This window comes from Dysgonomonas mossii, from assembly GCF_004569505.1.
Taxonomy (GTDB): domain Bacteria; phylum Bacteroidota; class Bacteroidia; order Bacteroidales; family Dysgonomonadaceae; genus Dysgonomonas.
This window is the reverse complement of record NZ_SPPK01000008.1, coordinates 22,869-46,351: the sequence shown is the minus strand read 5'-3', so window position 1 is coordinate 46,351 and position 23,483 is coordinate 22,869. Positions and strand designations below refer to the sequence as shown.

General features: G+C 36.4%; 14 protein-coding genes and 2 pseudogenes. 1 reads left to right on the top strand and 15 read right to left on the bottom strand.

The window, feature by feature from the left end:
* Nucleotides 1-208: 208 nt before the first annotated feature.
* Nucleotides 209-568: pseudogene (locus tag E4T88_RS16670) on the top strand (L-serine ammonia-lyase, iron-sulfur-dependent, subunit alpha); the annotation flags it as partial.
* 63 nt (nucleotides 569-631) lie between these two features.
* Here the strand turns inward: E4T88_RS16670 and E4T88_RS16665 are convergent.
* From E4T88_RS16665 to E4T88_RS16595, 15 genes and pseudogenes are all read right to left on the bottom strand, one after another.
* Complete coding sequence (locus tag E4T88_RS16665; RefSeq protein ID WP_135107430.1) at nucleotides 632-1,621, bottom strand: metallophosphoesterase family protein; 990 nt, start codon at nucleotides 1,619-1,621, stop codon at nucleotides 632-634.
* A gap of 249 nt (nucleotides 1,622-1,870) precedes the next feature.
* Nucleotides 1,871-2,965: a DUF4972 domain-containing protein gene (locus tag E4T88_RS16660; protein ID WP_135107428.1), complete on the bottom strand. Its 1,095-nt coding sequence runs from the start codon at nucleotides 2,963-2,965 to the stop codon at nucleotides 1,871-1,873.
* Between the two features lie 44 nt (nucleotides 2,966-3,009).
* Complete coding sequence (locus tag E4T88_RS18340) at nucleotides 3,010-4,926, bottom strand: LamG-like jellyroll fold domain-containing protein (protein ID WP_228093997.1); 1,917 nt, start codon at nucleotides 4,924-4,926, stop codon at nucleotides 3,010-3,012.
* 41 nt (nucleotides 4,927-4,967) lie between these two features.
* Nucleotides 4,968-6,131: a glycoside hydrolase family 99 protein gene (locus tag E4T88_RS16650; protein WP_135107426.1), complete on the bottom strand. Its 1,164-nt coding sequence runs from the start codon at nucleotides 6,129-6,131 to the stop codon at nucleotides 4,968-4,970.
* A gap of 111 nt (nucleotides 6,132-6,242) precedes the next feature.
* Nucleotides 6,243-8,495, bottom strand: coding sequence for a GH92 family glycosyl hydrolase (locus tag E4T88_RS16645; RefSeq protein WP_135107424.1), 2,253 nt, complete (start codon nucleotides 8,493-8,495; stop codon nucleotides 6,243-6,245).
* Between the two features lie 31 nt (nucleotides 8,496-8,526).
* The gene (locus E4T88_RS16640) at nucleotides 8,527-9,216 is read right to left on the bottom strand and encodes a DUF3823 domain-containing protein (protein WP_135107422.1); all 690 of its coding nucleotides are present in this window, start codon (nucleotides 9,214-9,216) and stop codon (nucleotides 8,527-8,529) included.
* A gap of 25 nt (nucleotides 9,217-9,241) precedes the next feature.
* Nucleotides 9,242-11,212: a RagB/SusD family nutrient uptake outer membrane protein gene (locus E4T88_RS16635; protein ID WP_135107420.1), complete on the bottom strand. Its 1,971-nt coding sequence runs from the start codon at nucleotides 11,210-11,212 to the stop codon at nucleotides 9,242-9,244.
* 11 nt (nucleotides 11,213-11,223) lie between these two features.
* Nucleotides 11,224-14,355, bottom strand: coding sequence for a SusC/RagA family TonB-linked outer membrane protein (locus E4T88_RS16630; RefSeq protein ID WP_135107418.1), 3,132 nt, complete (start codon nucleotides 14,353-14,355; stop codon nucleotides 11,224-11,226).
* A 286-nt stretch (nucleotides 14,356-14,641) separates the two neighbouring features.
* The gene (locus E4T88_RS16625) at nucleotides 14,642-17,245 is read right to left on the bottom strand and encodes a hypothetical protein (protein ID WP_135107416.1); all 2,604 of its coding nucleotides are present in this window, start codon (nucleotides 17,243-17,245) and stop codon (nucleotides 14,642-14,644) included.
* A gap of 366 nt (nucleotides 17,246-17,611) precedes the next feature.
* Nucleotides 17,612-18,560 (bottom strand): annotated as a pseudogene (locus E4T88_RS16620) (ABC transporter ATP-binding protein); the annotation flags it as partial.
* A 789-nt stretch (nucleotides 18,561-19,349) separates the two neighbouring features.
* Entirely contained in the window at nucleotides 19,350-19,796 is a 447-nt protein-coding gene (locus tag E4T88_RS16615) for a hypothetical protein (RefSeq protein ID WP_135107414.1), read from the bottom strand.
* A 38-nt stretch (nucleotides 19,797-19,834) separates the two neighbouring features.
* Nucleotides 19,835-20,314 (bottom strand): GNAT family N-acetyltransferase, encoded by a 480-nt coding sequence (locus E4T88_RS16610; protein ID WP_135107412.1) that lies wholly within the window; start codon nucleotides 20,312-20,314, stop codon nucleotides 19,835-19,837.
* Nucleotides 20,301-21,863: a sigma-54 interaction domain-containing protein gene (locus tag E4T88_RS16605; RefSeq protein WP_134436243.1), complete on the bottom strand. Its 1,563-nt coding sequence runs from the start codon at nucleotides 21,861-21,863 to the stop codon at nucleotides 20,301-20,303. The genes E4T88_RS16610 and E4T88_RS16605 overlap by 14 nt, the downstream gene beginning before the upstream one ends.
* Before the next feature lie 146 nt (nucleotides 21,864-22,009).
* The gene (locus tag E4T88_RS16600) at nucleotides 22,010-23,134 is read right to left on the bottom strand and encodes a hydroxymethylglutaryl-CoA lyase-like TIM-barrel protein (RefSeq protein ID WP_135107410.1); all 1,125 of its coding nucleotides are present in this window, start codon (nucleotides 23,132-23,134) and stop codon (nucleotides 22,010-22,012) included.
* A gap of 27 nt (nucleotides 23,135-23,161) precedes the next feature.
* Entirely contained in the window at nucleotides 23,162-23,467 is a 306-nt protein-coding gene (locus tag E4T88_RS16595) for a (2Fe-2S) ferredoxin domain-containing protein (protein ID WP_135107408.1), read from the bottom strand.
* Between the last annotated feature and the right edge of the window lie 16 nt (nucleotides 23,468-23,483).

Here is a 23,483-nt window from a genome sequence, read left to right as displayed (position 1 = left end):
TACCGTGTCGCCGTCAGAAACGCGCACTACCCTACCCTTTAGTCTTTTGCTGAAGAAGTATTTGAAAAAGAAAGTAGTACTAAAACCGATTTTCTCATAATGATACAAAGATAGAATTTATTCCAAACACCCTTTCAAAGTTTCGATAGCCTCTTTTACCGATCGGACAACAGGATACGATTTGGGTATGAATACATGGGGAGGATTCGGAGAATATATTGCTCTATGCGGATGTGTAATTGCAGCCACCGGTTCTGGTTGCGGCATTGTACATCTGATGGGTGGTAAATATGAGCAAGTATCTTACGCTGTAAAAAATATGATTGCTAATCTGACAGGAATGATATGTGACGGGGCAAAACCCAGTTGTTCCATGAAGTTAGCCAGTGGCGTTTCAACAGCCTTGCTGTCTGCAACACTGGCAATGGAACAAAAAGTAGTGACATCTATAGAAGGTATCATAGAAGATGACGTTGATCAATGTATATTAAATCTTGTTCGTATAGGAGCACAAGGTATGCAAGAAGCTGACAGATTGATACTTGATATAATGACAAACAAGAGGTAATTTCTGCCTTTATCGGTAAATTATCTTTATAGATTTACAACAAGATTACGTGATTAAAAACAGTTATTTTAAAGGAATAATTTTGATATTATAATAATTACCTGAAGCATTTTCTTTTACTACAAACAAAGGTAATCCATCTACAACATCTAAACTTTGTTTATGTATATGTCCGGCAAAAACACCCAGAAGATTAGAGGTTTTCAGTACCTCTTCCCGAAATTGCATCGTGGTCTTTGTATGTCCTTCTTCTCGCCATGGCTCTCTTCTTTCCAGTTCGTATAATTTATCATTCTCTTTCTTCCAGTCCGGATGAGCACAACCATAATTAACCGGGCGTCCCGGCATATATAGAGGAATATGCATTACCAGAATAAGAGGTAGACCAGAAGCTGCTTCTTGTTGAAAAAAGGTAAGTTGTTCGGACGATATTTCATATGTAGAATTGTCTATTGCAATGAGCTTAACACCCTTTATCGTAACAGAAAAGAACAAAGGATTACGTTCTTGATATAAAGAGATAAGTCTGTTATTTATCCAGGTTTGTCTCAGCTTTTGAGAGGTTCCTTGCATCCCTTCATAATGCCAGTCATGATTTCCTGTTGTGTAGACATATTTCAATTTAGACTCGATAAGGACGGAGTCAACCCATTCTACAGCCCGTTCCGAAGGATAACTGAATATATCACCTGCAAGTACCAATAGATCAATATTTTTCTTTTTGCCTATTTCAATTGTTTCAACGAATGCCTGTTGAGGATTGGTTTCTTCTCCTGTTTGATAATGTCTGGTTATCGCATATGCTCCGGACATACGTTTACTATATTCTTCATAGGGTTTCTCCCGATCATCTTTCATCGACAAATGAGTATCTGATAATAGAATTATATCTATAGTATCTACAATACTTGCCGAATATATGTTTATAGAATTCCCATCCAAGGAAAAAGAACTTCTATAGCCAGTGTCTTTAATACTCTGATTCGTTTTACAGCCTATCAAATAAATCAGGAATACACTAATTATAAAGCACTTATTCGATTGCTCTTTCATACGTCAATAATTTTATTTTATTCAGGAATAATTCTTACAAAAGGTATTAATCAAAAGAATCAGTTACAATATACGAATTTTAATCCTTCAAAAAGCTAACAAGTAAGTATACGAATCTTCATACAAAGATAAAGTACACTTACTTGCTTATAAGTAATACGAATCCGTAGTTAAAAAAATTAACAGAATTTACTCATTTCTTTTATTAGAAAGATGAATCCGAATTTCAACTACTGATTGCGGTAAATATCAGTCAACAGTAATCCATTGATACTCGCCAACCAACTTCGCAGAATATTTTCCGGTCAGGTCTTTTATATCTTCATTATTCTCTACAGTAGATGTAAATTTCCATCCACAAACCAGATCTGATTCGGAACCGGTAACAATAATTTCTTTATCCATTATTTTCCTTACTTCCTCTTCTGTTTTCGCAGATTTCCAGATATGGAAGTCTTTGATATATCCAGACAGTCTCCAGGCATCCGTCATTCCGCCTACTCCTGCAGGCTGGCCAAATGCAACCATCGAGGTTTCAAGATAATTCGACAGATAATTTTTCCCGACTTGTGCTGTAGCCTGATCCTTCAATTCTCCATTCAGATAAACTTTAATAACTGCCGATTCCCCATTGATACCATTCTCATCTATAACGGCTGCAAAGTGAGCCCATTCTCCGGTAGTTCCAAAATTCACTCCGGGTTCCATCAAACCCCAGTTCTCAAGCCCGATGGTCATACGCACTCTTGAATTATCAAAATTGTTGATAACCCAGCCTTTACGAGTCTGAGTTTCACCATCTTCATTAAAGCATGAAACTATACTACCAAAGCCTTCCGTATATTTTAACTTAAACCACAGTTCTACTGTAAAAGCCTGTTTACCCGACTCACCAAAATTAGAATAATCAGAGCTATATCCAAAGTCAATATATCCACCATTTTTGCCATTAACATATAATTCAGCATCTTTAAATTCAGGGGGTAAATCTTCGGTCCGCTGTGTTGCCTTAAAGTCAGCAATCGCTTTATTCGCAGCGGCAATAGCCTCATCCGTCTTATTCTGGGTAGGATCTGTTTCTGTTCCATTCTTAAAATAACGGATCGTTTTTTCTATCTGTATCACAGCATCGTCTAATATATATTTGCTCTCCTGCGGATACATATCTTTCTTATCGCCATATTGGACATTATCTCTTAACTGTACCATTTCATCGCGGACACCTTCCATTTGTGTAACAAATTTACTCACATCTACTGCTGAATTATCGTTATCATCGGAACAAGCCGAAAATACAAGTAAAGAGAAGGCTAATAAGGTCAAAAAATTAAAAATGTGTTTCATAATGTAAGAATAATTAGATTCTATAAAAAGTTTTAAAATATGGTCTATTGAAGTGATATCCACTGGTAATCACCGACTAATCGTGCTGAATATCTACCTGTCAGATCTTTTATATCCTGATTATTTACCGGAACAGAATTGAATCTCCATCCGCATACCAGATCAGGTTCAAAGCCTGTAACATCGATATCTTTATTCATAATTTTTCTGATAGTACCTTCCGATTTTGCACTCTTCCAGATATGAAAATCTTTTATATAACCGGAAAGCCTCCAATCGCTGGTCATTCCTCCTACACCCGCAGGCTGGCCAAAAGCAATCATTGGTGTCTGTAAATAATTTGACAAATAATTTCCTCCATCAAAGGATGTACTCTGGTCTTTCAGTATTCCATTCTGATAAACTTTTAAAACCACAGGCTTTCCATTAATTTGTTCTTCGTTTATACCATTCTCATCCACTACAGCAGCAAAATGTACCCATTGCCCGGTCGTAGAGAAATCAAAGCCCGGTTCCAATAACCCCCAATTTTCCAAGCCGAGTGTCATCCTAAGCCTCGAATTATGAAAACTATTGATTACCCATCCTTTACGAGTCTGGGTCTGACTGTCCTCATTAAAGCATGATACTACACTACCAAAAGCTTCTGTATATTTCAATTTAAGCCACAATTCCACCGTAAATGCTTGTTTCCCATTTTCTCCAAAATTTGAATATTCAGGGCTATGACCAAAATCAATATATCCTCCATCTCGGCCATTAATATATAGTTCTGCTCTAGCTTGTTGCTTATTTTTAACAAACTCACTGACCCAATAAGCAGTCCTATCCAAATAATAGTCGGGAGAAAGACTGCCATAGTCTGAGTAAGTAAAGGAAGAACTACTGAATGGTACAGCCGGTTCTATTTGTGACCCTTCATGCCATTCATTAAAAGAAGTGATAGAAATATATTCAGTACCCGTGTCTATTGCTTTTCGGTACATATTGTCATAATACTGACCATTGTTACGATTGCGGGTAGTAGCATCGTTCCAAGGACGAACTCGGGTATCTATATACCCGGGACCAACACTTGGAATGAACAGCTTATTATTTTGTTTTGCCCAAGTTTGCATTGAAGCCCAATTAGATGATGTGGAACCAAAAGTGAAGCCATCAGATGCAAAATAGGTATAGAATCCATCAAAATTAGCACCTAAAATAACGGATGGCTGCGAACTCATATTATTCAACCATAATCCGATAACATGAGAATCATACGGAGTATTCCTTATCGTTCTGCTACCTCCGGGACTTAATAGAGTAGCCCAGTCGGAAGCCGAAGTAAGATAAGAATCGTAAATAAAGAAAACAGGTTTGCCCTTCAGCCTGTAAAAAGCCGGATGTCCTCCATAGGTATCAATTAAGTGAGTAATACTTTCTTTCATAGATGCTGCATTTCGGCCTGAATAAGGTTCTATATGAAAACATACTTTAAGACCGTATTCATTAGCTATATTAAGAAGCGAAGATATTTTTTCCGGTTCGGAGGTACCCGATTCATTCCACCATGACAAGGCTACAACACCGACTCGCGAACGGACAAACATCTCCATGTGCATTCTTATTAAGACCGGATCTTTACTGCTATAGGTCCCTAACTGAGGATAAAAGTTAGCAGCAATATCACCATTCGTCCCCGGTATATAACCAGGACTGGTACTTTGCCCCGGCCCCGGAAGTATATCGTGTCCCCAATGGAAATATCCGTTATCGAATTCTGCATTACCATACCAGTTATAGTAAAATCCAAAAGTATTATAATCTAAATTCTCTGTAGATAATGCCGTGTTCTTTAGTACAGAGGTGTTTGTATTATCCTCTGTTTTTTCGTTCAGATCTAAATTATTGTTACAGCTGAATAAGAAGACAGATACAAACAATAAAATCTGAATAGTCAACATGTTTTTCTTTTTCATTGTTTCCGGTTTTAGATATTGATTAAGTATGTGAAGTGAGTTTAATTTCTGCTCTTTCGAAACTCCTTGATCCAATGAGCGGTTCTTGTTAAATAATAATCCGGAGCTAAACTCTCATAATCCAGATAAGTAAATGCTGAGCCAGTGTATGGTGTAGCCGGTTCTATCTGTGATCCTTCATGCCATTCATTAAATGATGTTATGGATATGAAAGATGCTTTCGACTCTATTGCTTTTCCGTACATGACATCATAATATCTACCATTATTCCGGTTACGGGTGGCAGGCGTATTCCATGGACGGATACGCGTATCTATATATCCCGGGCCAACACTTGGAATAAAGATCTTGTTGTTATTTTCCGCCCATTTTTGCATCGTATTCCAATTTGTAGGAGTAGAACCATAGTTGAATCCGAGAGAAGAAAAGTAGGTGTAAAATCCATCGAAGTGAGAATTAAGGATTACAGGGCCCTGTTTATCTACGTTGTCAAGCCACAAACCAATCACATAAGAATCATAGGCGGTATTCCTTATTGTAATTGCACCATTTGGACTTAACAGTTTTGCCCATTCTTCTGCCTCAATATTATATGAATCATAGATAAAGAACATCGGCTTACCATCAACTTTATAAAAAGCCGGATGATTACCATATTTATCAATAAGCTTCTTCATATTTTCTTTCAGATTCTCCGGATTACGCCCGGAGTATGGTTCAAGATGGAAGCAAACCTTTACTCCTACCTTTTGTGCCTCATCCAATAAGAGTTGGTTTTTATCAGCCTCTGCAGCCGTTTTCTCATTCCACCAACTAACAGCAGCAACACCGATTCGTGCTTTCTTGAACATTTCCATGTGCTTTTTTACAATCTCGGGATCACGATTACTATATCTTCCTAACTCCGGATAAAAATTAGACGCGATGTTGCCCTCGGTGCCTGGAATAGTCCCCGGACTACTTCCTCCATTTGGATTGGGTGCTATCGCATGAGCCCAATGTGACATTCCTCCATCAAACTCTTCATTTCCATACCAGTCATAGTAGAAACATATAGTATTATAGTCCAAGGTCTCATTATCTCCGTCCTCCGGTGATTCAGGAGTTACAATATCTTCTCCATTATCGCTACTGCATCCCGTATAAGAGATCAGCATAAATAATGCAAGTAAAGAACAACCGATTATTAATAATTTTTCTTTCATATTTTATAGTTAATTAGTTTTTAGATATAACTTTAGCCGGATAGTATAAAAACTACCTGATATTAATCAAATCAGTAATCTCAACAACAATGATTATGTGAATATCTGTTTTTAATCTCCGTTCATTTCAAAGGATGGAGGAATAGAAGCCTTATCCGAAGCCCACTGCTTATTGGGTCTGTTTCCCATTACAAACTCCAGTTTTCCACCTTTTATTAGGTCTTCATGAGTAAACCAGGATTTATTCCAATCGACACCGTTCAGCTTTGCGGATTGTATATATTTATTCTCTGGTGAATAATTACTACATATAATATCGAATGTCTTACCCTCTCCCAATTTTATACTTGCCTTTTCGAAGGTCGGACTTCCTATGACATACATTGGTAAGCCGGGAGTTACCGGATAAAATCCGAGTTGGGAGAATACAACAAAAGATGTCATTCCGCCTCCGTCTTCATCTCCGGGAACACCCATAAGATCGTTTCTGAACCACTGATCCAACAGATTCCTGATTCTTTTCTGGGTTCTCCAGGGCTGTCCTGCATAATTATATAGATATGGGATATGAAGGCTAGGTTCATTAGCCATCGAAAATTGACCCACGTTCCCCGTATGATCGGGTAGCTGTGCATAAAATTCAAATTTGCTTTTGCCCAATGGCGTATCGTACATCTTCTCCAGTTCTTCAACAAATAGAGCATCTCCCCCCATTAAGTTAATCAGATCAGCAATATTATGAGGCACGTCCCACCGATATACCCATCCATTGTTTTCTCCATAATAATCACGGGCACCTTGCCCTCCCGAATACCTGTAATCGAACGGTTCAATATAGCTTCCATTCATATCTTTGGGATGGAAGAATTTAGTATCCGGATTAAACAACTTATGATAGTTCAGACTTCTTTTCAGAAAATGAGAATAGTCATCCTTTTTGCCTATATGTTTTGCAATCTGGGAAAGGCACCATTCGTCATACACTGTACCTAAAGTGACTGCGACAGGTTGCCTTTTTTCAAAATTATTCACATTGGCAACCGATTCTATCTCACCGTCTCTTAAGGCCGGAAAATAACCGTTCTTTTTATAGAAATCATCTAACACTCCGGCCTTATCTCCTGACCATGGAATAAGTGTTTTTTCAGTAATACCCCTCTTGCATGCATCATAAGCCAATTCGAGATTAAATCCTTTAAGCCCTTTTACATAAGCATCGATAACTGTTGCCACTCCATGATTTGAATTCATTCTGCGACTATCACCAGTAATTTCAGGAAAAGTTGGCATCCAAAAATTATCCATCTGTTCAGCCATACGGACAAATGAATTAATCATCTGAACTTCCTTTTCGGGTTCTATGATAACTCTCAGAGGATGTGTGGCACGGTATGTATCCCAAATCCAGTCATCAGTATAAAATGGTATGCCATTATCGCCATGCACCTTATCATCAAACGAACTATAATACATCCCATCTTCAGAGATACAGATCATTCGTTCATAAGTGCGGTAAAGAGATGTATAAAACACTGCTTTAGCATCTTCACAGTTCCCTTCGACTTTTATTTTACTCAGTGTCTCATTCCATATAGCCCGCCCTTGTTCTCTGACTTCATCAAAGCTGGCATTTTTCACTTCCCGGTAAAGATTCTTTTTAGCCTGCTCTTCGCTTATAAAGGATATACCATAACGAATATGTATTTGTCGTGAATTCTCTGTAAATCTCATTACAAGACAAGAACTATCCTCCGTTTTATCATCAAAGGGATCTATCCGTTCAGGATCAATATCCGTTTCGAGATACAGATAGACTTTTGTTGGAAAATCTCCTATTTGCTGATAACCAGATACTGAACTTCCATTCGCTTTCAATATACCATTCTTACTATTTATCACAAAGGACGGAGCACCCTCACTAAACTGAAATTTATATATTGCAGACTGATATGATGGTACATATTCCACATCGATATTATCCTCATTCAGAAATACCCGATAGAAATATGGCTTAATCACTTCATTATCGTATTCCAGCGGAATAACCGAAGATAATTGCTTGTCCCCGGCAAGCGGACTTATGGAAAATGCCGAATTTCCTCTATGACTTGTAACTATCACTGGCAAGCCTTTTATTTTATTTCCGGTATAATCTTCCCTTTCCGGATATACCCTTAGCATACTGTTCGGAAGATGGATGGTAGGATAAGCAGGAATTAACAGATGACTTATATTTCCTATATACGGATTCACATAATCAACCGGTTCTTTACTTATAACCTCTTTATCTGAACAACTTACTACAATCCCCAGAATGAAAGAAAGGGATATAATCCGAAAAATATTTTGAGATATTTTTTTCATGTTTTATTTATTAGCTTGCACTCTGCAAAGATTACAAATCAACATTCACCGCAGGAGCATAATTATATTTAGCCTCCGACGCACCACTTAATGCACCTATACGGAAATAATAGCTATTGCCCGTGGATATTTTATTATAATTATTTATATCCATAACAATCTCATATTCTACATCTTCCGCAATCGTATTTAATTCGTATGTTACACTCGCCGTTTGTATACGATATCCCACAGATATATCCGGATGGGCAAATAAGGAAATCGCCTTAACAGGCTCCGATGTAGTCTGTTGCATTTTGAATTTCGCGACAATCTTCCCATCTCTAAATTTAATATCAGTATCAGTAATTCTTATATACGGTATAACTTCGAATGTATGGGTATTCGCCCCTTTTTTCATTTGATATCTTATTGTATCCTGCGGAATATAGTTCCCTTTATTCATTATAATCTTATAATCACCCGAGAACATAAGATTATTCTGAAAAGTCCCGTCATTTTTGAATACCATCGATTGCACCGGAGGATTATTCCAGCCCAGTTCAATAAAATAAATTTTCGCGCCTTCCAGAATATCCTGCTGCACTAATTCTCCGGTTTCAAGGTCTCTGATTTCTCCTGAAAAGGATGCATCCGGGGCGTAATCGAGATTATCTTTTTCACAGGAAGAAAAGATTCCGAAAAGCACCAGCATGGCAATTATTGTCAAATTCTTTTTCATAATATTCTATATTAAAGAGTGTTTTTTATGGATTCTGTACAAGTCCGTTACTTCCTATGCCCGGTATTTGTCGGTAATACCGTGAGTAGTTATATGTCTGATTATTATATCCCGGAGGATTCATTCTTACGAATATATATTTAGGAGTAGCTTCTCTCAGGTCGAGAAATGGTACTAAAGAGTGTTTCATCCTGTTTTCAAACAACTTATGGTAAGTTCTCCATCGAGTCAGATCCCATCTGCGTTTGTTTTCAAAAGCAAATTCAATAAATCTTTCTTTACGGACATTATCTACAGTCAATACTATTTCATCTTTATGAGCAGCTCTCTTACGGATATCATTTAATGCTTTTTTGCCTTTTGTCTGCTCCTCCAATGTAGGAGAAGAGTGTTCAGCAACAGCCTCTGCATAATTAAGAAGGACTTCTGCATAGCGGAACTCTATCCAGTCGTTAGAACCCTTATTCCACTCAGGAGTAACATCTTCTTTTTCCTGAAGGAACTTTCTTAATAAGAATCCCGATCTGGTATAATTTCCACCAACCGGACTAAATCCGGAATATTGATTTGCATTATCGGACCCATAAGTATAATATGTCTTACCATCAAGTCCTTTTACACTCGCATCGGTACGGAAAATGAACGAACCATCGGGTTTTACAATACCTCCTTGTATGATAATAGTCTTGTTTTTCCATTCAGTACCCGGAAGTATCATGGTTGCCCATAGCCGGGCATCTTTATTTTCAAAGATTTCGTATGGCTTATCTATAGGAAAAGAATAGTAGCTCGCACTTCTATCAAAACCGCCATAAGTGCTTTCATTACCATCCACCCGTGTTTTTATCAGACTACTCAAACCTTGCCCGTCATCAGTATAATCTTCATATGCATCTACCAAATCGAGAGTCGGATTCATTCTTCCGGGATGAGGCCATCCGCTAGCTGTCTGGTTAGGACGGTACCAGATATCATAATTATGGGCTAATACAGTACCTGATGTATAACCTTTGATAAACATAGGTTCTTTTATTCCTGATAAAACATTGTTAGGATTCTCAAACATCTGTTGGTAGGAATTTATAGCATTCTCTTTTGTCGACGGATTCGCTCCGTACAATTCATAATTACCACTTTTCATTATTTCATCAGAAGCATTAATACACTCTTTGTAATATCTGTCAGCTTCAGATGAATCAATCCCTGCTAACTTCTGTTCTACTGCTGGGCCCGAAATACTGACATAGGGAGCATGGGTAAATTTAGCAACCGAAGCAGCATGGAGTGCAGCTCTTGATTTTAAAGCCAAAGCAACCCACTTATTCGCCCGGCGGGTATCGAAAGGAGAGTCTGTCAACTTCGCTGCAGCCATATCACATTCACTCAGGATAAAGTCCCATGTATCTTTTTCTGTGCTACGGGGAACTTTCAGTGCCTCAACATCACCATCATATACCTGTACTTCTTTAATCAGAGGTACTCCACCATAGCGTTTAGCTAAAGCATAATAAGTAAATGCCCGCAGAAATGCTGCCTCACCCTCTAACGTTCTCTTTTTATCTTCCGAAACTTTGGTCAGAGCCGGAATTGTCTCAATCAAGCTGTTAATATCCCGTATTAATGTATAAATTCCTCTCCATGATTTGTATGTACCTTTATCATCTATATATCCTTCCCAAAAATCGAAACCTTCGTCTACATCATCATTAAATTCGGAGTGCATGGCTTCGTCGCAGGCATGAGCAGCCGAACGGCCTCCATTGTTGGGATCTGTATTGCCTATACCCAGGCTAAAACCTTTGTCGATAGCATATGAAAAGTCTTCGATAGGCAGACGTCCATATAAATTAGCCATATGCATAGCTATACCTTCCTCCGAATCCAGCACTTTATCTGCAGGGACTTTATTATTTGGTTCCACATCCAGAATGTCTGTACAAGCCGTAATCCAAAAGATCAGGCTTAAAAATAATATTGATTTATATATCTGTTTCATAGTTATTATATTTAGAAGTTAGCAGTAAAGCCGAAATTGAAACTTTTCATTAACGGATAGTTCATCCCTGCATTATAAGAGCCCTCTATCCTTTCCGGATCGAAAGGTTTAACGAACGAGTCAGCGAACGTAAACAGATTATATCCATTCACATAAAGACGGACATTATCAATTCCAATTTTTTTCATCACAGAGCTTGGTAAAGTATATCCCAGTTCCAAAGTTTTTAATCTCAGATATGATGCATTTCTACGCCATATATCACTGTTGTCTTTATACAAAGCCCCTACATCCTGTATCAGACGGGATGCCGGCCATTCTCCTGCAATCCAGCGACTATCCGAATCGTAAGGATCTTCTTTGTGCCATCTGTCATAAAAATACGCCGGAGTATTGGCTCCTTTCGACCATAGAATCTCAGCATATACTTCACTAAACTGGACTGTATACATGCCCGCACCCTGAAATAGTGCATAGATATCGAAGTTTTTCCATGACGCTTCTAACGTGAGGCCGTAATGAATGAGAGGAGTCCCTGACCAGAAAGCCGGCATTTTATCATTATCGTCTATAATACCATCTCCATTCACATCCCTAAAGATATAATCACCTGGCAGTTCTTTGCTATTTCCCATTTCTCCAGATTGAACCACTCCATAATTCCTTATTTGCTCAGAATTGGTAAATTGGCCAATAGTTTCATACCCCCAGACGAAATCATTCCAACGGTTAGAAGTCTGGTTCCGCCAACGGTCCCAACTACTTACGAATGGCCCTCTTTCTACATAATTCATTTTTGTACGGGCAAGGTTCATATTTCCTTTTATACTATAAGAGAAATCTCCGATTTTATTACGATGTCCCAATGTAAAGTCTATCCCTTGAGTGATATCACTATTCAAGTTCTCCTGAGGTAAACTTGCACCATAAGTATTCGGAAGCGACACTGTACGCGTGGCCAACAGCCCGGTTCTATCTCGTCGGTATAAGTCTAACTCCATTGAGAACAAGCCATTGAACAGAGATAGATCTAAACCGATATCAAATAGTTTTGCCCTGTACCATGTAAGATTCGGGTTGGTTATAGATGGTGAGCCGATTCCTGATAGGGCTGTACCGTCAGTAAATTCATATATACCTACATTCAGATTGTATCCTGGTATATATTGGAAAGCATCTCCGGCATCCTGTCCCGATTTTCCATAAGAAGCCCTGAATTTAAGATTATCTACAAAGTCGAACTTGTCTTTTATAAATTTCTCTTCCGAAGCACGCCATCCTATAGATCCCATTGGAAAAAATGCCCATCGGCTATCCGGTGCATATCTGTAAGAGCCATCATACCTGAATGCCAGTTCAAGAAGATATTTACCCATAAAATCATAGTTGAAGCGTCCGACATAAGAAATGAATGCGGATTCGTTTGACATACCACTCGACAGTTGATCTTTTATTCCTGCATAATCAATTTCGTCATATGTATAAAGATCATATTTACGTTCTATATTAGACCAGTCATTTTTCTCCTGTTTTCTTTCATACACAAGAGTCCCACTTACATTATGTATAGTATTAAACGTACGGGCATAATTTATTTGCGCCTGTAAATCCAACCGGTTTGCTTCGTTATTTCCTACTTGTATCAATGATGGATTATTATATACATTTTCCATGTATTCATCATTATCTGCAGAATAAGTATATGTAGAGTATTTCTTTCTTATACCTTTATGTTTTTGTTGATTATAGTCATATCCTAATTGTCCTTTTATAGATAATCCTTGTACGAAAGGAAGATCATATTTCAGAGAAAATGTGGATTGAAAATTCTTATTATGATAAGTGTGGTATCCTGTTAGATCGGAATCAGCCAATGCTATCGGATTAAAGCCCATTTCCTGGGTAGCCAGATAATCCGGATTATTATTGGCATAAGCCGGATATGTAGGCACATTTATACGGGTTTGCTTAAATATTTCGAAGAATGAGTTCCATGGCTGACTGGTTTTATCCCATCTTCCCGAAAGATTTATTCCTGCCACCAGTCCGTTAGTTATCTTTATATCCGCATTGGAACGAAATGTATATTTGTCATAATTCAGGTCTTTCGATTTCAATAAACTTTCGTCACGGGCATATCCGAGACTTCCGAAATACGATACATTATCAGATCCGCCTTGCATTGAAATAGTATGCTGATGCTGCACAGAGTATTTTCTGAAAACATCATCATATAAGTTGGCACTTTCATATCCGGGAGCTCCCTGTTTCCACAAGGCAAGTTCTTCTTTGGTCACCAGGGGATTACCCTCACCTAATATTGCAGCATCATTTCTCATTTCCATATATTGTGCGGCATTTGTCATTTTGGGAATATCGGTAGGCTTTGATATTCCTATATTTGACGATAATGTTATTTTTGTTTTTCCTTTTGCTCCTCTTTTTGTTGTCACTATAATAGCTCCATTCGCCGAGTTCATACCATATATAGCCGCTGTACCATCTTTTAGGAAAGAGATACTTTCAATATCTTCAGGATTTAATCGCTGAAAAGCGTCCGCACCATCGCGAACAATTCCGTCAATTATAAATAATGGTGTTCCTAATCCCCTGACATTGATATCAGATCTGAATTGTCCCGGTTCGCCATCTTGCTGCCTTATTCTAAGGCCGGATACTTTGCCTTGTATAGATTGAGCCAGACTCGGAGATTTAGTTTTAATTATTTCATCCGATTTAATGTTCGAAATAGCTCCGGTGAGACTTTCTTTCTTTTGAACTCCATAGCCGACAACAACAATATCATCTAACTTTACATTATCTTCTTCTAATCTTATATCTAAATAATTAGCATCACTCACCTTTATCTTATAAGATTTAAAGCCAAGATAAGTAACTTCAATTTCTGTCCCGATAGGTATATCAAGTGAAAATGTACCGTCAACATCGGTCATTGTACTCTTTATAGGGGATGTCACCGATGCCCCTATTATAGGTTCTCCTTTATCGTCTGTTACTTTTCCCGATACGGCGGGCCTGGTCTGCGCCATAACCAAGCTAATAGAAAGAGTAATACCTATCAATAAAGAAAGAAATCTCAAAATTGTTTTTTGGGATTTTTTTACACGCTTCCTTGTTTTCATAGTTGTAGTATTAATTAAAAAAGTCTTTTATTTTTTCAGGTTCAGATTTCCATAACTATGCTCAATATTCAATCTCCCGGGTATGAATTATTCAGCAATAGGGGGACTATACATTCCTGCATCAAATATAAAATGGATGGAGTTAATCCTGCGTTAATCGAGCATTAACACATGGTAAGCATTTTTTGTCAACATTTCATAAACAGCTAATAGCCAACGAAAAAAAATAATTAAAAATGTATCGATTCTTTGATTAGACAATAAGAGAAACACCATTAATCTCTCATTAATTCTTCGTTAAACTGCTTATAATATCTTCATAAGAGAAGTCCGGTTTTGTATTCAGCAAGCGTACATAGTCTTCACAGAATTTATCATAGCTTTGCTTCGATAATCCTTTTTGTTTCATCTGGTACAGGACTTTACATTTAATGCGGATAGCATCTTCATCTATATTATCATGGATAAGTATAACATCTGATATTTTAAGTAACAATTTAGGATTATCTGCCATCTCATGCCCATTAATTACTTCGAGTAATGCATTTACCAATTTAGTAGAGAATTCTGATTTAAAATCATCTGCCCATTCTGTATTTATATTAGGTAGTAAAGGTCCGGAAGATGCAATGTCTACAATTTGGCTAATTATACCCTTATCAAAAGGATTCTTCTGTAACTGATCCAGAAGCAGAGAAATTTCACTATAATCACAAGTTGTATTATCTCCTATGCTCAGATACCAATAACTATTTTTATTAATTATCTCAATATTACCAATGTCCTGCAACAACAGTCTGAGCTTCCTTATATTTACACGTCTATTATTCGACGCACTATCTTTATCCATACCAAACCAAAAGGTTTCATCCAATCTCTGAGAAGTGGTACCTTTGTCATTCTTAATGGAATTTAAAAGAAGATAAACCATTATTTGCTTGATAGTAGGTGAAAATTCACCGGTAATATTCTCGCCATTTCTATCATATATGCGGAAGCCGCCCAAGAGATAAACAGCTGATTTTTGAAACATTACACTTGATCTCTCTTTTCTCGGTCTATGTTGATAGTCTATATCCTCTTCTGGTACCGCCACCTCTCCCATTCTCTTTTTTCTATAATAAAATATGACTATAAATAAAACAGAAATAATAGCAATAACTATAACAAGCGAAAAGACTGGAGAATTACTACCTTTTTTAGACGCTTCATAAGTATGAATATAGTCTTTGGATAAAGGAGGAAATGCCAATGAATATATTTCTATAACAGTAGATTCTCCTGATACAAGTTCCTGTTGCACTAATGCATAGAGTGAAGACGTCTTTCTATATAAGAATAAATCACAATAAGACTTAATATCCAGAAAATTATATTTGATAGAATCACTCAGTACCTGCATCGACGGATTTTCTGTATTTATATCAAAAGCAGATAAATACAGAGCCGAATAATATCTGTCATTATTATATGTCAGAGCATATATTTTGTTTGCGTCAATGTCGGCGACCATAGAATTACTAAACGTGTAATGATTCTTATCGTTAAGAAAAGACCACAGGCGAATATATTCTTTTGTGTTGATGTTTATTTTATAGAGATCGTAATAATTCCTCGGGGATTCTTCTTGCTTTCCAGATACGCTTCCATATCCACCTAAAACCAGGAAGTTCTTCTCGTCAAGGTTACATAGAGCACTCAGATAGCGGGGCTGGACAACAGAATCAAGGGATTCTATATGCCATTTTGCAGTATCATTAATCCCTATCATGGATAATTGTGCATTGTATCGATGAATTCCATATCCTCCGAAAACAACCAACCGATCATTCTTACAATCTATAAATCTATTGTGATGCTGCCGGGTATCTATCTCTACAATAGATTGTTCGCTCCACTCATTTTTTTCGAAATCATAAAAATTCAGTTTTGGTAAATCCGGGTTATAAGAAATGAGTTTATTATGTTTACTATCAAACACCAATTGACTCGAAGAACCTACTCTGAAATAAGGATATCCTCTTTGAGGTTTTATAGTATCTGTCTGGTTATTATCTATATGATATGTATATATTCTGTCTCGTGTAACAATAAAAACTCTTCCCAGGATCGAATCATAAGCTAGCTGAGGAAGAGGATTAACATTTGTGCCGTTGGTATTTAAGGTAAAAGATGCAACTTTACTCCATTGGGTATGTTTATCTATTTCCCAAATGGGGTTATCAGCAATTGCCTGCTCTTTCGTTATTTCATCATATACTTCATTTCTATTATGTGTAGAGAGTTCCCATTTGTGTTTTACTACATTCTTACTATCTCTGATTACAATATTCCGGATCGTCATAGGAGGTACATCATTCGTATAAAAATGAGTATCCTTATTTGCCCCGAAATATATTTTTATATCGGCAAAATTAATTAACGGTTGTTCTATAGTTTGTTCATTATTATCAATCAGAATTTTAATATTCTCCTTGTTAAAAGATAACTTTACCTTAAGCCACTTATCTTTAACTATTCCGATAGAGTCACGGATAGATGACGTTTCAATGACCTTATCTGCTTTTGTCAGTAAAAATCTCAGATTTGACTCCAACAAGTGAGAGATAATATCAAAACTTTCCGAATTATTTGAGACAATACGACAAACATAGCCATAAGTATGAAGTTCTTCTCTCAACTTCAAGTCAAATTCTAAAGAGAACCCTTCTTCCGAATATTTCATAGCTCTCTTTGTCGTCAGATTTAACCCTGTACGTTCATCCTGATTTTTAGTGTGGGCAATAAATGTCAGGCCCGAATAATGAGATTGATCATTTATCTGAGCAAACACATTTATTTTCGACAAGAATAGAGATAGTATTAGTGCTAGTAGAAGTATCTTTCGCATTTATGAACCATTAAATTCAAAAATAAGAGTAAAGATAATAATTTGAATATATAATTATATAAGTCTCCAAAAGATTAACTTTAATTTCTTGTGTAGGTAAGGATGGACTAGAGAAAAACATTCACGAATCAAAATCATGAATCAAATTTCTCTCCGGAATTAGCTTAGCATCAAAAAAACGAGTTTTTCAAACTTAATTGAAAAGATATTTGAAAAATCGAACACAAGCTGGATTTCAATAAGCAAAAAGCAATATATAATATAAACGAAACAAATACATATAAGTGGTACCTGGAAAGATAGTGTAATGGCATTCAAAAACAACCCTCTCATAACAATATATTTTCAGAGAAAAAATATTTCCAGCTACAATTTCCACCCTAGTGTTTTTTCCTGTATTGTCCATAGCTTGTAATAGAGACCATTTTTAGAGATCAGTTCCTCATGTGAGCTGTTCCACAATACGACCTTCTTCCATTACAATTATAGTATCAGCACTTTTGATGGTTTTCAGACGATGGGCAATTACAATAACTGTACGTCCTGCAATCAGGCTGTTAATAGCTTTCTGTACGTCTATCTCATTTTCAGGATCGAGCGAAGCCGTAGCCTCATCGAGCAATACTACCGGTGCATTTTTCAGGATAGCCCGCACAATGGAAACACGCTGCTTCTCACCTCCCGATAAAGTGCACCTTCCTTCTCCCACTATCGTATCATATCCTTTCGGCAGGCGCATAATAAAATCGTGGCAACAAGCTTTCTTTGCTACCAGAACAATCTCCTCTTCTGTAGCACCCGATTTGCCAAAACCAATATTGTTTTTAATCGTATCTTCAAATAGATACACATTCTGAAATACCATTGAGATATGTTTCATTAAAGCTTCCGGATCTATTCAGCCCATATCTGCTCCATTGAAAAAAGCCTTCCCTCTCTATGGATTATAAAAGCGTGCACAAATTTTCATCAGGCTACTTTTCCCACTTCCTGACGGGCCTACCAACGCCGTTAAAGAACCTTGTTTCATAGGAACCGATATGTCGCGTAAGACTTCTTTATACCCATATCCGAACGAAACATGTTCCAATCTGATATCACCACTCTCCGGAGCAGCCTCCGAGCCTTGCATCTCTGACTCTTTCATCAGGTCAAGAATCCGTCCTCCCGCAATAGAGAAATAACGGAATTCGGCAAAATTTGTAAGAGCTCCAGAGAATTTGTCAACCATTAGAAAAATAGCACTACAAATAATTGCAGTGCAAAATGATAAAATTAGTTTAAAGAAAAGACAACTCAAAGCTGCTCTCAATAATCAATACCTTATACAACTACTAAAGTTTTGATGCGTTTGCCCTAAATAAATAGATAACGGTCCCCCCCACAAGTTGAATATTTTTTTTATCTTTGACTGATAATTTAGTTGCTCTTTGTATGTAAAATAAAGTAGAATATAGAAGATTGCTCGTTTCTAAATCGTTACCTGTTGACGGAAATAATTTTGCAACTTGCTTGTTTTCAGTCGGAAAGAAAAAAATCGTGTATCTTGCGATATGTATGGTTAAGTTACTATTCAAAACATAGCAAATCACAGAAAAACGCACAATTTTAGCCTTATTTTCTAAAAATCAACTAAGTAAAGCAAAGAAAAACGCAGAATAATAATCGTTACCTTTTGGGAGATATACTACAAGATACAATTCTGAGAAAATTGCAGAATTTTAATTTCCATCTTTTTATATAAGAAAAGTCCAAAACACAGTGGATAGAAGAATTTGAAATATAAGTATTCGTGTTTTTTGTTTACATCCTCTCCTTAAAACAGAAAGGAATAAAACATGGCCAAATACTTCAAATTCGTTTGTGCCCAAACCATTAATTCACAGTAAATATTATAGAGTCGTTACAAGGAGAAATCTATAGATGAAAAAAGAACATGCCAAACCAAATTAAGTCTCTCTTTTTAAGAATTGATTTGATTAGTAAAATATAAGTGAGTTATTCTTTTATTTTTAGGCTAAAAAGGATTATCGAACATAGTCCAAATATTTCATTATTTTTTAATCGTGTACTTTTTAAGTTAGTGTTGAAAAACTATTTTTGATCATTTGCTGAATAAGTATGATATTTCGTCTTTTCTTTTTTCAACCCATTCCTTTAATTCTTCAATACCCTTTACCATTTCTTGCAGATCTTGATGTGATGGTGTACGATATCCAAAACCGTCAATGGAACAAATTGCTTCAAACTTACCCACAAAAATTGCTGTTTGTTTTATCGATTCAGGAAGTTCGGAATCAAAGTCTAATGCCTCTTTATACATGGCTAATGGCATGTGATGAGATGCATTCCAATCATAACGAGCTAGAAGCGCAACAAAATATTTTTCGGTGCTCATTATAGCCAGATTATACAAAAAATCATTATCAAAACGGGGCTTTGGGGAATTGATGCTTTTTGCCAACATTGAAAAATAAGAGTTTGCATATTCTAAACTTGTACATAATACAGCGTACAAATCTTTTTCCGGAATTATTAAATCTGTACTCATTCTTTATTTTTATTTAAATTGATTGATGATGATCTGATTTAGAGTAAATTCTTTCGCCAATAGTACATAGATGGCTCTGCTTCGGCAAATCCTATTTTTTTATATAAATTTTGAGCGACCAAATTATCATTTCGAACTTCTAATGTAATTCTACTACATTTTTTATCGTTTGCTATATTTATGATTTCCTTCAATAATAAGCATCCAATATCTTTACCTCTATATGCCGGTAATACTATCAGATCATGAATATTAATCATAGGGCTAACTGTAAATGTGGAAAAATTTTGAAATGCGACTAATAATCCACAAAATATATCTTCGCACATAGCTAATAGTACAATTGAGGTTGGATGTTGATTTAAGCCATCAACTAATCTCAATTGCTTTAACTTACTCAGTGCTTCACCGCCACCCATTTTATCAGCAATGTATGCATTCATTAAATCACCTAACGCATTCAGATGATCTGTATTTGTATAGTCACAACTAACTATGTTTATATTAACTGGCTTCATCCGTGAGATTTTTATAGTCCTGTATCTGAATATTATATTTATTAATTCTTAATCCCATTATGCGCTCTGTTACTCCTAATTGGCTAGAGGCCTTAACAATACTTCCGCGTGCAGCTATTAAAGTATCTATAATTAGTTGCTTTTCAACTCGCTCTAGGATGCTGTTTAATGTTCCTTTATCTACTGTGTCAGAGGAAACTCCGGTTTGTAATGTGGGTGGTAAATTATACGAGTGTATAACTCCATCCATAGTCAATATCATAGCTCGTTCTATAACATTTTCCAGTTCCCGAATATTACCGGGCCATGAGTACATCATTAGCATATCTAACGCGCCTCCTGTTATACGTTTTACATTTGTTTTATTAATCTTGTTTAATTTTGCAATAAAATGATCCGTTAATATAGGTATGTCAGCTCGCCTTTCTCTCAATGACGGTACGTAGATCGGAAACACATTTATTCGATAATAAAAATCTTCCCGAAAAGTATCCTGCTTGATCATTTCTTCCAGATTTCTATTTGTTGCTGTTATTATCCGTACATTTATATTTATTGTTTTAGTTCCTCCAACTCTTTCTATTTGCCGTTGCTGTATTACTCTTAATAGCTTTACTTGTATTGAAAGCGGAACATCTCCTATTTCATCTAAAAATATTGTACCTCCGTTAGCCATTTCAAAACGTCCCATATGTGACGCATTGGCTCCTGTGAAAGAACCTTTTTCGTGGCCGAACAATTCACTTTCTATGAGGTTTTCTGGAAGAGCAGAACAATTTACTTTGATAAAAGGCTTAGAAGCTCTTTCACTGGCATTGTGTATAGCTTCGGCTATTAGTTCTTTACCAACTCCACTTTCACCTCTAATCATAACTGTACTATTGGTTGGTGCAACTCTATTTATAAGGTTATATAAATCATTCATCAAAGATGAATTACCAACAATATTATCGGGCTTTACATAGTTTTCTTTTCTGAGTTTTATATTTTCTTTTCGTAACTCTTCTAATTCTTCTATGTGCTTACGTCTTATTGATACATTCTTTCCTATTAGCATACCCACAATATTCAGGAATTTTATTTCTGCTGAGAAATCTACAATACCTTGATGAGCCTTATGAATACTCAATGTTCCAGTTATTTCATTCTTCAGAATGATAGGAACACAAAGAAATGCCATCATCTGATTGTTATTTCTTTTTATTCCTGTTTTATTTAAAAATTTAGAATTTTTAGAAATATCTTTTATAACAACAGGTGTTTCGGTCTGAACTACCTCTCCGATAATACCTTCTCCTATTTTGTATACTCCTCTGCTTTTCTCCTCTTTAGTTAAGCCATGAGCTGCACTAATCATAATTTTATCATAATTTCGATCAACTATTGTTATCATGCTGTATTGTGCATCTAAAAAGTCGCACAAATCATTTAATACCAATTCCAGATCTTTATATATATCCTGACTATGACCAATCGCATTGCTTATATTAACCAAAAACGTTAAATCAGTTTCAGCATAGCAGCTACGTTTCATTTTATCGCAATACATATTTTTCCCATTTTAACACAGTAAACACAAAACGACCTTATGAAACAAAAATAGTTATTATTTACACATATTCATCGTTTGTTTCAATTTTAAATATCTTAATGATATGTATTTATGGTTAATTCAATCACATTGATATTTCAATCCTATTTTAAAGCCCAATATGCTGCTATAATCTCTGTACCATATATATTTCGCCGATAAGTCTGTGCCATTTGATGAATTATTGCCATTAGCCTATCTATTTTAGTATTATCTATTGCAACATGCTGTTTGTCTAAAAAATCTATAACAGCACCTTTACCTGAATGTTTACCAAAAAGATTTCTGGAACTTTCTCTACCGATGAGTTCTCCATCGAATGCTTGAAAAGCATTTGTATTGATCAAAGAGCTTTTAGCATGAATACCTGATTCATGGCTAAAAGCCATATTACCGGAAATAGCTTTCCCTACAGATATTGGACGTTTTGATACTATGGATACGTACTCACATAATGAGTACAATGTTGAAGTTGAGTATTTATTTTGTTTTTCTGTTAATAACATGGTCATAACAACCTCTTCCAAAGCCGAATTACCAGCCCGTTCGCCCAATCCATTAACAGTTACACTCAATGTCGATGCTCCGGATTGCCATGCAGTAATGGCATTCGCTGTTGCCATACCTAAGTCATTATGTCCATGAAAGTCTATATTCAGATGAGGATATAGATTCAATATTTTTTTTATCAAATCCATAATTCCCAAAGGAGTGAAAATTCCAACTGTATCTGCAAGCCGTATACGACTGACATTTAATTCTTCGGCAATACCTATAAACTCAAACAATCTCTCTATTCCACATCGACTAGCATCCTGAGCTCCTACACTGACATAGTCGAAATAGTATTTAGCCACTTCAACCATCTCGGGAAGGCTGTCTCTCATCATTTCCCAGTCTTTATTCATACTTGTTAACTGAATATCTGATAATGGAAATGCGATATGGATACCTTGAGCTTCGGTCTTGACTGCAGTCAATATATCTTGTTTTACGGCACGGCTCCATACCGAAATACGAGCTCTTAAATTCATTTCTGCAATGTGGCGGATTATGTGGCATTCAGTTTCACCCATAGCCGGTGTCCCGGCTTCTATTTCATCAATGCCAATTTCATCCAACATTTGAGCTATATGAATCTTTTCCTTTTCTGAAAATACAACACCTGGGGCTTGTTCTCCATCTCGAAGTGTAGAATCTATAATATGAATATTTTTCATCGCTTCCATAGAGTGTATTTTATCTAATCTTAAAAATTAATCTGTAATCAAATATTCACTCACTGCTTTGTCTTCTTCCAGTGCATCTAATATTTCATCCAATTTATCTTCAGTGACACCTCCATACCAAAAATTATTGGGCTGAATTACGACTACTGGTCCCTGACTGCAAACACTCAGACAAGCCGTGGTGGTAACAACTGCATTAATACCCCTATCTGAGCACTCTTCGGAGATGTATTGGACAAAAGATGTTGCACCTTGCTTATTGCAGAATCCTTGTGCATCACCGGCAACTCTATAAGAATTACAGACCATTATCATGTAATCAGGTTTTTTCATATATTTTCTATTTTAG

Excerpts from the sequence above, each read along its gene's own strand:
- E4T88_RS18340 (WP_228093997.1), bottom strand. The coding sequence starts at position 4,926 with ATGAAAAAGAAAAACATGTTGACTATTCAGATTTTATTGTTTGTATCT.
- E4T88_RS16660 (WP_135107428.1), bottom strand. The coding sequence starts at position 2,965 with ATGAAACACATTTTTAATTTTTTGACCTTATTAGCCTTCTCTTTACTT.
- E4T88_RS16650 (WP_135107426.1), bottom strand. The coding sequence starts at position 6,131 with ATGAAAGAAAAATTATTAATAATCGGTTGTTCTTTACTTGCATTATTT.
- E4T88_RS16635 (WP_135107420.1), bottom strand. The coding sequence starts at position 11,212 with ATGAAACAGATATATAAATCAATATTATTTTTAAGCCTGATCTTTTGG.
- E4T88_RS16610 (WP_135107412.1), bottom strand. The coding sequence starts at position 20,314 with ATGAAGCCAGTTAATATAAACATAGTTAGTTGTGACTATACAAATACA.
- E4T88_RS16605 (WP_134436243.1), bottom strand. The coding sequence starts at position 21,863 with ATGTATTGCGATAAAATGAAACGTAGCTGCTATGCTGAAACTGATTTA.
- E4T88_RS16665 (WP_135107430.1), bottom strand. The coding sequence starts at position 1,621 with ATGAAAGAGCAATCGAATAAGTGCTTTATAATTAGTGTATTCCTGATT.
- E4T88_RS16625 (WP_135107416.1), bottom strand. The coding sequence starts at position 17,245 with ATGCGAAAGATACTTCTACTAGCACTAATACTATCTCTATTCTTGTCG.
- E4T88_RS16645 (WP_135107424.1), bottom strand. The coding sequence starts at position 8,495 with ATGAAAAAAATATCTCAAAATATTTTTCGGATTATATCCCTTTCTTTC.
- E4T88_RS16630 (WP_135107418.1), bottom strand. The coding sequence starts at position 14,355 with ATGAAAACAAGGAAGCGTGTAAAAAAATCCCAAAAAACAATTTTGAGA.
- E4T88_RS16600 (WP_135107410.1), bottom strand. The coding sequence starts at position 23,134 with ATGGAAGCGATGAAAAATATTCATATTATAGATTCTACACTTCGAGAT.
- E4T88_RS16640 (WP_135107422.1), bottom strand. The coding sequence starts at position 9,216 with ATGAAAAAGAATTTGACAATAATTGCCATGCTGGTGCTTTTCGGAATC.
- E4T88_RS16615 (WP_135107414.1), bottom strand. The coding sequence starts at position 19,796 with ATGAGTACAGATTTAATAATTCCGGAAAAAGATTTGTACGCTGTATTA.
- E4T88_RS16595 (WP_135107408.1), bottom strand. The coding sequence starts at position 23,467 with ATGAAAAAACCTGATTACATGATAATGGTCTGTAATTCTTATAGAGTT.